General features: G+C 68.7%; 11 protein-coding genes. 7 read left to right on the plus strand and 4 right to left on the minus strand.

The window, feature by feature from the left end; genetic code table 11:
• Positions 1 to 37 precede the first annotated feature (37 nt).
• The 6 genes from ABZS97_RS03010 to ABZS97_RS03035 all read left to right on the plus strand — a co-directional run bounded on the left by ABZS97_RS03010 (position 38) and on the right by ABZS97_RS03035 (position 8,355).
• Positions 38 to 1,006, plus strand: coding sequence for a hypothetical protein (locus ABZS97_RS03010; RefSeq protein ID WP_356132831.1), 969 nt, complete (start codon positions 38 to 40; stop codon positions 1,004 to 1,006).
• Positions 1,007 to 1,149: 143 nt separating this feature from the next.
• Positions 1,150 to 2,256 (plus strand): multiple monosaccharide ABC transporter substrate-binding protein, encoded by a 1,107-nt coding sequence (gene chvE, locus ABZS97_RS03015; protein ID WP_356132834.1) that lies wholly within the window; start codon positions 1,150 to 1,152, stop codon positions 2,254 to 2,256.
• Positions 2,257 to 2,288: 32 nt separating this feature from the next.
• On the plus strand, positions 2,289 to 3,839 hold the full coding sequence (gene mmsA, locus ABZS97_RS03020) for a multiple monosaccharide ABC transporter ATP-binding protein (protein ID WP_356132837.1): 1,551 nt from the start codon (positions 2,289 to 2,291) through the stop codon (positions 3,837 to 3,839).
• Positions 3,836 to 5,080: a multiple monosaccharide ABC transporter permease gene (gene mmsB, locus ABZS97_RS03025; RefSeq protein WP_356132839.1), complete on the plus strand. Its 1,245-nt coding sequence runs from the start codon at positions 3,836 to 3,838 to the stop codon at positions 5,078 to 5,080. The genes mmsA and mmsB overlap by 4 nt, the downstream gene beginning before the upstream one ends.
• A 231-nt stretch (positions 5,081 to 5,311) precedes the next feature.
• On the plus strand, positions 5,312 to 6,466 hold the full coding sequence (locus tag ABZS97_RS03030; protein ID WP_356132841.1) for an aldose epimerase family protein: 1,155 nt from the start codon (positions 5,312 to 5,314) through the stop codon (positions 6,464 to 6,466).
• Positions 6,467 to 6,603: 137 nt separating this feature from the next.
• Positions 6,604 to 8,355 carry a histidinol-phosphate transaminase gene (locus ABZS97_RS03035; protein ID WP_356132843.1) on the plus strand — a complete coding sequence of 584 codons (1,752 nt, stop codon included), beginning with the start codon at positions 6,604 to 6,606 and terminating at the stop codon, positions 8,353 to 8,355.
• Positions 8,356 to 8,377: 22 nt separating this feature from the next.
• Here ABZS97_RS03035 and ABZS97_RS03040 read toward each other — a convergent pair whose 3' ends face one another.
• Positions 8,378 to 9,409, minus strand: a complete 1,032-nt coding sequence (locus ABZS97_RS03040; protein WP_356132845.1) for an arabinan endo-1,5-alpha-L-arabinosidase — start codon at positions 9,407 to 9,409, stop codon at positions 8,378 to 8,380.
• Positions 9,410 to 9,650: 241 nt separating this feature from the next.
• Here ABZS97_RS03040 and ABZS97_RS03045 point away from each other — a divergent pair, with 241 nt between their 5' ends.
• Positions 9,651 to 10,436: an intradiol ring-cleavage dioxygenase gene (locus tag ABZS97_RS03045; RefSeq protein WP_356132847.1), complete on the plus strand. Its 786-nt coding sequence runs from the start codon at positions 9,651 to 9,653 to the stop codon at positions 10,434 to 10,436.
• Between the two features lie 75 nt (positions 10,437 to 10,511).
• Here ABZS97_RS03045 and ABZS97_RS03050 read toward each other — a convergent pair whose 3' ends face one another.
• From ABZS97_RS03050 to ABZS97_RS03060, 3 genes are all read right to left on the minus strand, one after another.
• Positions 10,512 to 11,492, minus strand: coding sequence for a TauD/TfdA family dioxygenase (locus tag ABZS97_RS03050; protein ID WP_356132849.1), 981 nt, complete (start codon positions 11,490 to 11,492; stop codon positions 10,512 to 10,514).
• Positions 11,493 to 12,601: 1,109 nt separating this feature from the next.
• Complete coding sequence (locus ABZS97_RS03055) at positions 12,602 to 13,021, minus strand: nitroreductase family deazaflavin-dependent oxidoreductase (RefSeq protein ID WP_356132851.1); 420 nt, start codon at positions 13,019 to 13,021, stop codon at positions 12,602 to 12,604.
• 130 nt (positions 13,022 to 13,151) lie between these two features.
• On the minus strand, positions 13,152 to 13,757 hold the full coding sequence (locus ABZS97_RS03060; protein WP_356132853.1) for a response regulator transcription factor: 606 nt from the start codon (positions 13,755 to 13,757) through the stop codon (positions 13,152 to 13,154).
• Between the last annotated feature and the right edge of the window lie 2 nt (positions 13,758 to 13,759).

A 13,759-nucleotide genomic window follows, 5' to 3' on the forward strand; every position in this document is an offset into this window, starting at 1 on the left:
CACTGAACGCTCTCTCATCGAACGCGAAGGACAGCTTGTGACCGACGCCCCGCCCACGGCAGCCCGTCGACCCGGCGAGCAGGCGCTCGCCGCGCTCGGCCTGGGCGCGCCCGCCCTCTCCCCCGCCGACGCCTCGCCGCACACCTTCCCGGGAGGCGGCCGCTGGCGCACCGAGGTTCCCTCCGTGGAGGGCCCCGAGGCGCTCGCCGCGGTCCTCAAGGAGGCCTCGCGGCTCGATGTGCCGATCCACCGGATCAGCCAGGGCAGCGGCGTCTGGATGCTGACCGACGCCGAGATCACCGAGATGGTCGAGTCGACCGCCGAGCGCGACATCGAGCTCTGCCTGTTCACCGGCCCGCGCGGCACCTGGGACATAGGCGCCTCCGTGCGCACCGACTCACGGGGCGGCGGGCTGCGCGCCCGGGGCCACGACGCGGTCGCCGGATGCCTCGAAGACGCCGTACGGGCAACGGAGTTGGGCGTCAAGTGCCTGCTCGTCGCCGACGAGGGCGTGCTCTGGACGCTGCACCGGGCGCGGGTCGCCGGGATCATCCCGGCCGACACCACGCTCAAGGTGTCCGCGCTGATCGGACCGGTCAACCCGGCCGCGTACGCGGTGTACGAGCAGCTCGGCGGCGACTCGCTGAACGTGCCGAGCGACCTGACGCTCGATCACCTCACCGAGATCCGCCGGGTTTCCGCCGCCCCCATGGACATGTACATCGAGGCCCCCGACGACCTCGGCGGGTACGTCCGGATGTACGAGGTCGCCGAGCTGATCCGGCGCGGCGCACCGCTCTACCTGAAGTTCGGCCTGTCCAAGGCGCCCGCGATCTACCCCTACGGGCACCAGCTGCGGGACGTCACCCTGGCCACGGCCCGGGAGAGAGTGCGGCGCGGCCGGCTCGCACTGGACCTGCTCGCGCGGCACGGAGCGGACGGCGACATGGCGCCGCTCGGCTCACGGCTGCCGGGCGAACTGAAGCGTTTCGATATCTCGTCATAACGTTCCGGAAACGCGCCTTCACAAAAGAACACACGGCCGCGCACAATCCCACACACCACACCTTCTCGGTCTCTCTCCGCACGGTCTTCAGAGCCCCTTCCGCACCCACAGACCGAGCCCTGCACACATCAAGGATGATGATCATGCGTAACCGCAGAGCTGCACTCGCCGCCATAGCCGGAGCCGCCTCGCTCGCCCTCACGCTGTCCGCCTGCGGCCAGTCCGGCGAGGGTGGCAAGGACGAGAAGAAGGGCGACGCCAAGGGCGGGACGATCGGCATCGCGATGCCGACCAAGTCCTCCGAGCGCTGGATCACCGACGGCGCCAACGTCGAGAAGGACCTCAAGGCCAAGGGCTACAAGACCAAGCTGGTCTTCGGCGAGGACGACCCCGACCAGCAGGTCTCGCAGATCGAGAACCTGATCACGCAGGGCGTCAAGGCGCTGATCGTCGCCGCGATCGACAACAAGTCGCTGAACAACGTGCTGCAGCAGGCCGCCGACGCCCACATCCCGGTCATCTCCTACGACCGCCTGATCCTCGGCACGAAGAACGTCGACTACTACGCGTCCTTCGACAACGAGAAGGTCGGCAAGCTCCAGGCCCAGTACCTCGTCGACAAGCTGGGCGTGGCGAGCGGCAAGGGCCCCTTCAACATCGAGCTGTTCGCCGGCTCCAACGACGACAACAACACCAAGTACTTCTTCAACGGCGCGATGAGCGTGCTCCAGCCGTACATCGACAAGAAGAAGCTCGTGGTGAAGTCCGGCCAGACCGCGCTCACCAAGGTCACCACCCTGCGCTGGGACGGCGCCACCGCCCAGAAGCGCATGGAGGACATGCTCACCTCCACGTACACGAGCGGCCGGGTCGACGCGGTCCTCTCGCCCTACGACGGCATCTCCATCGGCATCATCGCCGCGCTGAAGTCGGACGGCTACGGCTCCAAGGCCAAGCCGCTTCCGGTCATCTCCGGCCAGGACGCCGAGCTGGCCTCGGTGAAGTCGATCATCGCCGGTGAGCAGTCGATGACCGTCTACAAGGACCTGCGCAAGCTCGCCCAGGTCGCCACGGACATGGTCGACGCCTCGCTCAACGGCAAGAAGCCCGAGATCAACGACACGAAGTCGTACAACAACGGCACCAAGGTCGTCCCCGCCTACCTGCTCCAGCCGGTGAGCGTCGACAAGTCGAACTACAAGAAGGAGCTCGTCGACGGCGGCTACTACACGGCCGACCAGCTCAAGTAACCGTCGAACTCCACGGATTGGAAGGCACGACCATGGCGGGACCCGTCCTGGAAATGCGCTCGATCGTCAAGACCTTTCCCGGCGTCAAAGCGCTGTCGGACGTCTCACTGACCGTCCGTCAGGGCGAGGTCCACGCCATCTGCGGTGAGAACGGCGCCGGGAAGTCCACCTTGATGAAGGTGCTCTCCGGCGTCCATCCGCACGGCAGCTACGAAGGGGACATCCTTTTCGAGGGAGAGATCTGCTCCTTCAAGGACATCCGGGCGAGCGAGCAGCACGGCATCGTCATCATCCACCAGGAACTGGCGCTGTCGCCGTATCTCTCCCTCGCGGAGAACATCTTCCTCGGCAACGAGCACGCCAAGGGCGGGTTCATCGACTGGAGGCAGACCCTCGGACACGCCTCGGAGCTGCTGCGCCGGGTGGGCCTGAGCGACCACCCGGAGACCCGCGTCGCCGACATCGGCGTGGGCAAGCAGCAGCTCGTGGAGATCGCGAAGGCGCTGTCGAAGAAGGTCAAGCTCCTCATCCTCGACGAGCCGACAGCGGCACTGAACGACGAGGACAGCGACAAACTCCTGGATCTCATCCTGGAGTTGAAGAACCAGGGCATCACCTCGATCATCATCTCCCACAAGCTCAACGAGATCCGCAAGGTCGCCGACTCGGTGACGATCATCCGCGACGGGCACTCCATCGAGACCCTCGACGTGAAGTCGGCGGAGACGACCGAGGACCGGATCATCAGCGGCATGGTCGGGCGCGACCTCGACCACCGCTTCCCGGAGCGCACCCCGCACCAGCCGGAGAAGGGCGCGGCACCGGCCCTGGAGATCCGCGACTGGACCGTGCTCCACCCGATCGACCACCAGCGCAAGGTCGTCGACGACGTGTCCATCCAGGTGCGGCGCGGCGAGATCGTCGGCATCGCGGGCCTGATGGGCGCCGGCCGCACCGAGCTCGCGATGAACGTCTTCGGGCGCTCCTACGGCCGGTACGCGGGCGGCACGGTCCTCAAGGACGGCAAGGAGATCCGGACGAAGTCCGTCGCGGAGGCGGTCCAGCACGGCATCGCCTACGTCACGGAGGACCGCAAGCACTACGGCCTCAACCTCATCGACACGATCAACCGCAACATCTCGCTCACCGCGCTGAGCAAGGTGGCCAAGCGCGGCGTCGTCGACGAGCAGGAGGAGCGGCAGGTCGCCGAGGGCTTCCGCAAATCCATGAACATCAAGGCCCCGACCGTGTTCGAGCGGGTCGGCAAGCTCTCCGGCGGCAACCAGCAGAAGGTCGTCCTCAGCAAGTGGATCTTCGCGGGTCCTGACGTGCTGATCCTGGACGAGCCGACACGCGGCATCGACGTCGGTGCCAAGTACGAGATCTACACGGTCATCGACCGGCTGGCGGCCGAGGGCAAGGCGGTCGTCTTCATCTCCTCCGAGCTGCCCGAACTGCTCGGCATGTGCGACCGCATCTACACCATGGCCGCCGGCCGGCTCACGGGCGAGTTCCCGCGCGCCGAGGCCACGCAGGAAGTGCTGATGCGTCAGATGACGAAGGACAAAGAGGTAACGCGATGAGCACCGATGTGACCAAGAGCCCGGCGGCCGCGCCGCCCGGCAAGAGCGGCGGGTCCGCTTCCGGCGACGGACTGCTCCAGCTCGTGCTGGACGGCCTGCGCCGCAACATGCGCCAGTACGGCATGCTGATCGCCCTCGGTCTGATCGTGATCCTGTTCCAGGTGTGGACCGGCGGCGACCTGCTGCTGCCTCGCAACGTCTCCAACCTGGTGCTCCAGAACAGCTACATCCTGATCCTCGCGATCGGCATGATGCTGGTGATCATCGCGGGACACATCGACCTGTCGGTCGGCTCCCTCACGGCGTTCACCGGCGCCTTCGCAGCCGTGCTGATGGTGCAGCACGACATGGCATGGCCCCTCGCGCTGCTGCTGTGTCTGGCCATCGGCGCGGTGGGCGGCGCGGCACAGGGCTTCCTGATCGCCTACCTCGGCATACCCTCCTTCATCGTCACCCTCGCGGGCATGCTGGTCTTCCGCGGTCTGACGGAGATGCTCCTGAAGGGGCAGACGCTCGGCCCGTTCCCGGACGGCCTGCAGAAGATGGGCAACGGCTTCCTGCCGGAGGTCGGCCCGAACACCAACTACCACAACCTCACGCTGCTGCTGGGCTTCGCGCTGATCGCCTTCTCGGTCATCCAGGAGGTCCGCGACCGCAAGCGGCAGCAGGAGTTCGCCCTCGAAGTGGCGCCCAGGAACCTCTTCCTGCTCAAGCTCGTCGCCATCGTCGCCGCGATCCTCACGGTCACGATGCTGCTCGCCAGCTACAAGGGCGCGCCGATCATCCTGATCATCCTCGCGCTGCTGGTGGTCGGCTACGGCTACGTGATGCGCAACGCCGTCTTCGGCCGTCACATCTACGCGATCGGCGGCAACCTGCCGGCCGCGCAGCTTTCCGGCGTCAAGGACAAGAAGATCACCTTCCTTGTCTTCCTGAACATGGGCGTGCTCGCGGCCCTGGCGGGCATGGTGGTCGCCGCCCGTCTGAACGCGGCCTCGCCGAAGGCGGGCCTCAACTTCGAACTCGAGGCGATCGCCTCGTCGTTCATCGGTGGAGCCTCCATGAGCGGCGGTGTCGGCACCGTCCTCGGCGCCATCATCGGCGGTCTCGTCCTCGGCGTGCTGAACAACGGCATGAACCTCCTCAGTGTCGGCACCGACTGGCAGCAGGTCATCAAGGGCCTCGCTCTGCTGGCCGCGGTCGGGTTCGACGTGTGGAACAAGCGCAAGTCAGGTTCGTAAACGACTGGGGCCCCGCCAACCGGCGGGGCCCGATGTCCTTTGCGGACTGTGCTTGCCCTTACGGGAGCCGCACACGTGACTCCGCCCGCCCCCGAAGGCGGCGGGCTTCCGGCACAAAGGCTGCCGTCCGGCCCGAACCGGTTCCCACAGGAACAACAGAAAGAAACTGCACGGCTACGCATCGCACATGTCGGGGAAGGGGAATTCCCCATCATTCACGAGGAGCCGCACATGGAACTGAACAGACGCACAGTCATCGCGGGCGCCGCGGCTGCGGGCATCGCCGCGACCACTCTCGGCACGGGTACCGCACAAGCAGCCCCGGGAGGCGGGAAGCCGGTGAAGTCGCTCTTCGGCAAGCTCGCCGACGGCACGAAGATCTACAGCTGGGCCCTGGAGAACGGCGGCACCCGCCTGAAGGTCCTCTCCTGGGGCGGCATCGTCCAGTCCCTGGAGATCCCCGACCGGCACGGCCGCTACACCAACGTCTCCCTCGGCTTCGACAACATCGAGGACTACGTCGCCAAGACGCCGTACTTCGGCGCCCTGATCGGCCGCTACGGCAACCGCATAGCCAAGGGCCAGTTCAGCATCGACGGCAAGGCCTACCAGGTCGACGTCAACGACGGCGTGAACAGCCTGCACGGCGGCGCCAAGGGCTTCGACAAGCGCGTGTGGGACGTCGAGCCGTTCACCAAGGGCTCCGACGTCGGCCTGCACCTGTACTACACCAGCGTCGACGGCGAGATGGGCTACCCCGGCACCCTCAAGGTGAAGGTCACGTACACCCTCACCAAGCAGGGCGACTGGCGCATCGACTACGAGGCCACGACCACCAAGGCCACCGTCGTCAACCTCACCAGCCACGTCTACTGGAACCTCGCCGGCGAGGGCAGCGGCACGATCGAGAACCACGAGCTCACGATCGCCGCCGGCCGCTACACGCCCACCGACTCGGGTCTGATCCCCACGGGCGAACTGGCGACGGTGCACGGCACGCCCTTCGACTTCCGCAAGACCAAGGCGATCGGCCGCGACATCCGCGACGGCCACGTCCAGCAGGTGCAGGCCAAGGGCTACGACCACAACTGGGCGCTCGACAAGGGCATCACCGCCAGGCCCGAGCACGTAGCGACCCTGCGCGAGCCGCACTCCGGCCGCACCCTGCGGATCTCCACCGACCAGCCGGGCCTGCAGTTCTACTCCGGCAACTTCCTCGACGGCACCCTCACCGGCACCGGCGGCCGCACCTACCGCCAGGGTGACGCCCTCTGCCTGGAGACGCAGCACTTCCCGGACGCGCCGAACCACCCGAACTTCGCGTCGACTCTGCTGCGGCCGGGCCAGAAGTACCGCACGACGACGGTCCACTCGTTCGACGCGTGACGTCACACTTCTTTCACATGAGTTGAACGGCGCAACGCCTGTCTCCGTATCTCTGGGTGGCCCGTGCTCCCCCGCACGGGCCACCCAGAGACGGAGGACCCGACCTCCCCACCGGGTCCGCCCCATACGGAGGTTCCATGCCCGACAACGTCACCTCGCTGTTCCGCGGCACGGCAGCGCACAGCCCCTCGATGGCTGCGCTGGCGCGTGAGGGCGACGGTACGGGTCCGGTGGACTTCTGCATTCCGTGCAACCCGTACTTCCCCACGCCCGCCATGTTCGACGACCTGGCCGGCCGGTTGCGCGAGATCATCACGTACTACCCGAGCAGCGCCGACACGATCACCGGCGAGCTCTGCAATCTGCTCCAACTGCCGCCGCAGTGCGTCGCGATGGGCAACGGCTCGACCGAACTCATCACCTGGATCGACCACTTGCTGGTCCGCGAGTCCATAGCCATCCCCGTCCCCACCTTCGGCCGCTGGACCGACCAGCCGATGGAGACCGGCAAGCGCGTCGACATGTTCCCGCTCCAGGAGTCCAGCGGATTCGCCCTGGACCTCGCGCAGTACGCCGACTTCATCCGCAAGCGAGGCACCCGGGTCGCCGTCCTGTGCAACCCGAACAACCCCGACGGCGGCTTCATACCCCGCCAGTCGCTCATCCAGTTCATGGACTCGATGGCGGACCTGGACCTCATCGTCATCGACGAGTCGTTCCTGGAGTTCGCCGACGCGGAAGCCGACCCGAGCGTCGTCGAGGACGCGGTGATGCGCCCCAACGTGATCGTGCTGCGCAGCCTCGGCAAGAACTTCGGCCTGCACGGCATTCGCTTCGGCTACCTCGTCGCCAACCCGGCCCTCGCGGGCAGAGTGCGCTCGATGCTGCCCAAGTGGAACCTCAACTCCTTCGCGGAGACCGTGGTGTTCATGCTCAAGGACCACGGCGCCGAGTACATGGAAAGCCTGCACATGGTCCGCCGCGACCGGCTCGACATGGCCCGCCAGCTCTCCGGGCTGCCCGGCCTGACGGTCTACCCGTCGCAGGGCAACTTCCTCTTCGTGCGCCTCCCCGTGGGCGCCGAAGGCACCGTGGTCCGGGACCGACTGCTCACCGAGCACCGGATCCTGGTCCGCGAGTGCGGCAACAAGATCGGTTCGTCCAGCCGCTTCCTGCGGCTCGTGGTGCGCCCCCAGGTGGACGTGCGTCGCCTGGTGTCCGGCCTGGAACAGGTGCTCTACGGGACCAGGAGGGGAGCCGCCGTGCCCGAGCTGGGCACCGGGACCAGCTACAGCTCGGGTACGGCGGCGGTGGACCGTCTGGTCAGCGCGACCAACGGGGCGGGGATGCAGGGGCTGGCCGCGCAGGCGAACGCGTGGCCGGGACCCGCGGCGGCCCAGCCCGCGCCGATGCCCATGCCGGCGCCCGCCCCGGTACCGAGCCTGCCGCCCGCTCAGCCCGCGCCACAGCCCGCGGCAGCGGCGGTGAGCTACCCGGCCCCCCAGCCCGCCGCCGTGGCGAACTACCCGACTCCGCAGCCCGCCGCCGCCGCGGCCGGCTACCCGAACCCGCAGCCCGCTGCCGTACCGAACTACCCGGCCCCGCAGCAGCCCGCCGTCTGGCCCGCACCTGCGGCGGCCCAGTCACCGGCGCAGACCCCCGGGGCGATGCCGGGCCTGGCGCCGGCCCCTGCACCCGTCCAGGCCGCCGCCGTGGCCGCCGGGCTGCAGCCCGTCGTACAGACCGGCATGCCGGGCCTCGCCGCCTCCCAGGGCGCCCAGGGCGGTCTGACCGCCGCACAGGTGCGCGGCCGCACCCAGCCGGAACCGCAGCCGCAGCCCACCGGATGGCCGGCCGCGGCGCGGGCCCTCTACAACCAGGCCGGATAGGGCCCGGGGGCCGGTCGGTCCGTCAGTACGCGACCGGCCAACCGGTGCTCCAGCTCAGCAGGTTGATGCCGAGCTTGGGAGTGCCGTTGTCGTTGCCGTCGTAGTAGTGGTAGACGATCAGGTCGCCGTCGGTGTCGGCCATGATGGACTGGCCGCCGGGGCCGATGACCCTGCCGTGCGACTCCAGGACGGGCGTGCCGCCGTTGCTCATCATGGCGACGCCGTTCTTGTCGTAGTACGGCCCGGTGATGCTGGTCGCGCGGCCGACCTTGACCTTGTACGTCGAGCTGGTGCCGTTGCAGCAGACGTCGTACGAGGCGAACAGGTAGTAGTAACCGTTTCGCTTGACGATGTACGGCGCCTCGACGGCCTTCGTGCCGGTCGGCCGGGAGGCGATCGAGTAGCGCGTGGTGTTGGAGGAGAGCTGCTTCGCGGTCGAGGGGTCGATCTGGATCATCTTGATCCCGGTCCACCAACTGCCGAAGGAGAGCCACCACTTGCCGTTGTCGTCGACGAAGAGGTTCGGGTCGATGGCGTTGTAGTCGCTGGAGGTCGTGGACGTGTAGACGACCCCGTAGTCGGTCCAGGATCCCGGCAGTCCCGTGCTCGAACCGGCCACGCCGATGGCGGACTTGTTGGATCCGAAGGTCGAGACGGCGTAGTACATCAGGTACTTGCCGCCGTGGTACGAGATGTCGGGCGCCCAGGCCTCGGTCGCGTACGTCGACCACCAGCTCGGCTTGGTGGTGAAGGCGTCGCTCCCGGCCGTGAAGGCGGTGCGGTCGGTCGAGGTCTTGTAGCCGAGACCGCCGCCGGTGGCGTACAGCAGGTAGCGGCCCGACGAGGTCTTGACCATCGTCGGATCGTGCACGATCACGGACCCCGTGACGGTGCCGGGGTTGGGGTAGGCGTTCGCCGTGCTCGGCACGAGGGCGAGCAGAACGGCCGCGGGGACGGCGAGGAGGGCGGTTCTGCGGGACGTACGCGAGGTGCGGGAGCTACGTGGGGTGCGGGAGGTACGGGAGGTACGGGAGGTGCGGGAGGTGCGGCTCATGCGGATCCTCCGGGCTCTAGGGGCTCTAGGGGCTCTATAGGTTCGAAGTCTCGAACGGCGACCGTGTTCTCGGACGGCTCTGGCTGCGAAACGTAGAATCGAAGCGCTTGCGCGTCAACGCTTCGGACGCAGAAGTTAAAACGATTCACGAACTCCCTTGGCCGAACACAGGGCTTGACGGTTCGTCACTTTGCCCAACGCACAGGCCTCCGACAGCATGCGTCCCTACGGTGCCGTGTTCATGACAGACAACCCGCTGAACAACAGCGCAGAGCCCAGAGTCGGGCGTCGTACCGTCCTCATCGCCACCGGCGCCACGGCCGCCGCACTGGCCGTGGCCGCGGCGGCACCCACATCCCCCACCGCCGACGCGGCGTCCGCCGCGGACGCGGCCCCGGTCGCCGCCGCGGCCGTCTGCACCCTCACCAAGGAGATGACCGAAGGCCCCTACTACCTCGACGGACAGTACGTCCGCGCCGACGTCACCGAAGGCAAGGCCGGCGCCCCGCTCAAACTCGTCCTCACCGTCGTCGACGACGACACCTGCGTGCCGCTGAGCAACGCGCTCGTGGAGATCTGGCACTGCGACGCGCTCGGCGAGTACTCCGGATTCGTCGGCGGCAACGGCCACTCGGAGCCGGACGACGGGACCTTCCTGCGCGGCGGTGTGCTGACGGGCACCGACGGCGTAGCGAAGATCACGACGATCTACCCGGGCTGGTACCGCGGACGCTGCGTCCACATCCACCTCAAGGTGCACACGGGCGTCACGCTCACCTCCGACGGCTCGTTCACGGGCGGCCGCGAACTCCACACCGGCCAGCTCTTCTGCAACGAGACCATCACCGCGGCGATGGCGAAGGTCAGCCCGTACTCGACCAACACCGTCACCCGCACCACCCTCGCCCAGGACTCCATCTACGACGACGGAGGCGCCGCGTCCGGCCTCCTCACCCTTACCGCGCTGGGCAGTTCGGCCTCCGCGGGCTACACCGGCACGCTGACGGTGGGCGTCGAGACGAGCTGAGGCGACAGGCGCAACGGGCCGGTCGGTGCGCGCACGGGCTGGTCGGCGGGCGCACGGGCCGGTCGGCGGGCGCTTTCAACTCCCCAGTGGTGCACCGCAGATGGAGTCGGAGGGCCTGCCGTCCGGTCCGACCGGGACCTCCCCGGCGAGCATCACCCGGTGCATGATGCGCGGGAAGTCGAGGTGCCCGGTGTCGCTGGGGGCCAGGTGGATGGTGGCGCGGTTGTCCCAGAACGCCACGCTGCCCGGCTCCCAGCGGAAGCGGACGGTGTACTCGGGCCGGGTGACCTGCTCGACGAACAGTTCGAGCAGCAGCCGGTTCTCCGCGCGCGACACATCGAGGATCTGCTCGACGTAGTAGCCGTTGACGAACAGCAGCCGCTCGCCGCTCTCGGGATGCACGCGCACCACCGGGTGGACGGTGGCGACCTGGTGGTCCTGGAGGTGCTGGACGTAGGCGTCATGGCCGGGGCGCGGCTGGTAGCCGACCCCGAGGCGGTGCTCGGCGCGCAGCCGGTCGGCGAACTCCCTTACCGGCTCCGAGAGTCCGGCGTACGCGGCCGCCAGGTTCGACCACGTGGTGTCCCCACCGTACGGCGGCACGGTCTCGGCACGCAGGATGGTCGCGGCGGGCGGATTCACCCGGGCACCGTGGTCGCAGTGCCACCCCCGGGACAGGGTGTGCCGCCGCCGCTCCAGCCATTCCTGGTGGTCCATCCCGTAGCGTCCGGCCAGCTCCAGCCGGTCGGCCGTGGTCTCCACCTCAGGGAAGTCCTCCGGCGAGGCCTTGCCCCGGGAACGCAGCACAACCGGCTCACCGAAGCGCCGGGCCAGCGCGACATGGGCGGCATGGTCGAGCCGCTGATCCCGGAAGAACAGCACCTTCCAGCGCAGCAGCGCCGCCCGGATCACCGCGACGGCCTCGTCGTCCAGCGGGCCCGCCAGATCGACGCCGGTGATCTCGGCCCCGGTGTACCCGGTCACGGGATTGACCTTGGCCCCGACCCCGGCACCGGCCTCGGCCTCGGCCTCGGCCTTCGCAGTATGCGTCGTCACGTCCGCCTCACTCCGCTTTCGCTCGTGCAGGAACTGGTGCGGCCAGTAGATCAGCTGCAAGGCGGGCGGCAGCGCCCGAACAGATCGACCCCGGCCCGCACGGTCTTGCCGGACGGCTCCAGCTCTCGTTCCAGCACCTCCGAGCGGTCGGCGGGCGCCCGTACGAGCACCTGTACGCCTTCACCACGTACGCCACCAAGTGACCGTAGGGTCCGCCCGCTTCTTTGCCAGTGTCGTGCTTCCGCGCCCCGAGTAAAGGGCGCTACGCGTCGGCTACGCCGATTCCGCTGCGCTCCACCCTTGACTCGGGCCACTCCAGCACGGGTGAGAAGCGAGCGGGCGGCCCAGGGGTGAGGGGTCCCCAGCCGAGTGCCCGCTTACGTCGGCTGCGTCGCGGGCCGGGAGTGAGGGGCGCGATCGCGCCTCGCCAGCACGCCGGGCAGGCTTAGCGAGTGACGGTCAGTGGATGGGCCGCACCCCCCACCTCGCCAGCACGCCGGGCGGGTTCAGCGGCGAGCGGGTGAGTGGGCGGCGGGGATGGGGAAGTGGAAGGTTTCGGACAGGCAGGGGTCGTAAAAGCCCAGGATGTGGGGACCCGGGATGTCCGAAACCCTCCACTTACTCCTCATCACTCCTCCCTGGCCCCCTCAGATGGGAGGGGTGGGGGTTGTGTGACTTCGTCACCCGGCACGCCCGACCCGCCGTGCCTCCCCTGCGCCCCACCCACTCGCCGTCACCCGCTGAACCCGCCCGGCGTGCCCCCGACGCAGGGGACGCGCCCGCCCCCACTCACCGCTCGCCGCTAAGCCCGGCCGGCGTGCTGGCGAGGCGCGGTCGCGCCCCTCGCCCCCGGCCCGCTCCCCAGCTGACGTAAGGGGGCACTCGGCTGGGACCCCTCACCCCTGGGCCGCCCGCTCGCTTCTCACCCGTGCTGGAGTGGTCCGAGTCAAGGGTGGAGCGAAGCGGAATCGGCGTAGCCGACGCGGAGCGCAGCGCAGCGCCCTTTACTCGGGGCGCGGAAGCACGACACTGGCAAAGAAGCGGGCGGACCCTACGGCCACTGCCTGACCGGCGCCCACACGAACCGCACCAAGCTTGCCCTGGGTGGGTCACGCGGAGTGGCGGACGATCCGGAACGTAGGGTGGTCGGCCGGTTCGGGGAGTTCGCGGAACGTCTCGCTGACCGTGGGGAACTTGCCGAACTGGCTGAGGTAGTCCTCGATCAGCGGTGGCCGTTCCGCGACCGGCACCTCGACCGCGTCGAACTCCTCGACCCGGCCCTTGCGGGTGAGGCGCCCGCTCCCGGCGGCGCGCAGATTGCGCGACCACTCGGTCTGCCCGCGCGGGGCTATCAGGTAGCGCTCGCCCTCGTGTTCGAGGACAGCCACCGGCACCTTGCGCCACTGGCCGCTCTTGCGGCCTCGGACGGACAGCGTGCTCAGGACGCTCCTGGCGAAGAGCTTGGCCATCCGGTTTCCGATGACCCGCGCGCCCCAAGGGGGCCGCAGGTAGCGCGACTCGGCTGTCATCGTGCCTCCTCATACGGAATACGGAATTCTGTGGGACCCCACGGAGTCCTAGGGGCCCTTACGAGGCCCTACGAGGGCCCACGAGGACCTACGAGGCCCCTTGGATACGGGTCTATCGCGAACGCGCCCATCAGATCCAGCCCTGTTGCCACGCGTGATGGGCGGCGGCGTGACGGGTGGGCGTGCCCAGCTTGGACATGGCGGCGGACAGGTAGTTGCGGACCGTGCCGGGCGCCAGGCTGACCGCGGTGGCGATCTCGGCGACCGAGGCTCCGGTGCGGGCGGCCCGCAGGACCTCCAACTCCCGGTCGGTGAGCGGGCAGTCGTTCTCGGTCAGCGCCGACGCGGCGATGTCGGGGTCGACGTATCGGCGTCCGGCGGCGATGTCGCGGATGATCTCCGCCAGTCTGGCCGCCGGGGTGGTTTTGGTGACGAAGCCGCGCACGCCGGCGGACAGGGCGCGGCGCAGCACGGCGGGTCGGGCGTGCCGGGTGACGATGACGACCTGGGTGGGCAGTTGGCCGTCCCGGATCTCCTCGGCGGCGCGCAGGCCGTCGGTGGGCGGCATCTCCAGGTCGAGTACGGCGATGTCGGGGCGGTGCTCGCAAGCCAGCCGTACGGCGTCGGTGGAGGTCGCCGCCTCGGCGACCACGGTGAGGTCGTCCTCAAGACCGAGCAGCGCGACGAGGGCGCTTCTGAGGAGGTCCTCGTCGTCGGCGATCAGCAGCCGGATCATCG

This window comes from Streptomyces sp. NPDC005485, from assembly GCF_040606085.1.
Lineage (GTDB): Bacteria > Actinomycetota > Actinomycetes > Streptomycetales > Streptomycetaceae > Streptomyces.

What these genes read in the sequence shown, in the direction of transcription:
- chvE (WP_356132834.1), top strand. Translation starts at nt 1,150, where the DNA reads ATGCGTAACCGCAGAGCTGCACTCGCCGCCATAGCCGGAGCCGCCTCG.
- mmsA (WP_356132837.1), top strand. Translation starts at nt 2,289, where the DNA reads ATGGCGGGACCCGTCCTGGAAATGCGCTCGATCGTCAAGACCTTTCCC.
- mmsB (WP_356132839.1), top strand. Translation starts at nt 3,836, where the DNA reads ATGAGCACCGATGTGACCAAGAGCCCGGCGGCCGCGCCGCCCGGCAAG.
- ABZS97_RS03030 (WP_356132841.1), top strand. Translation starts at nt 5,312, where the DNA reads ATGGAACTGAACAGACGCACAGTCATCGCGGGCGCCGCGGCTGCGGGC.
- ABZS97_RS03035 (WP_356132843.1), top strand. Translation starts at nt 6,604, where the DNA reads ATGCCCGACAACGTCACCTCGCTGTTCCGCGGCACGGCAGCGCACAGC.
- ABZS97_RS03040 (WP_356132845.1), bottom strand. Translation starts at nt 9,409, where the DNA reads ATGAGCCGCACCTCCCGCACCTCCCGTACCTCCCGTACCTCCCGCACC.
- ABZS97_RS03045 (WP_356132847.1), top strand. Translation starts at nt 9,651, where the DNA reads ATGACAGACAACCCGCTGAACAACAGCGCAGAGCCCAGAGTCGGGCGT.
- ABZS97_RS03055 (WP_356132851.1), bottom strand. Translation starts at nt 13,021, where the DNA reads ATGACAGCCGAGTCGCGCTACCTGCGGCCCCCTTGGGGCGCGCGGGTC.
- ABZS97_RS03060 (WP_356132853.1), bottom strand. Translation starts at nt 13,757, where the DNA reads ATGATCCGGCTGCTGATCGCCGACGACGAGGACCTCCTCAGAAGCGCC.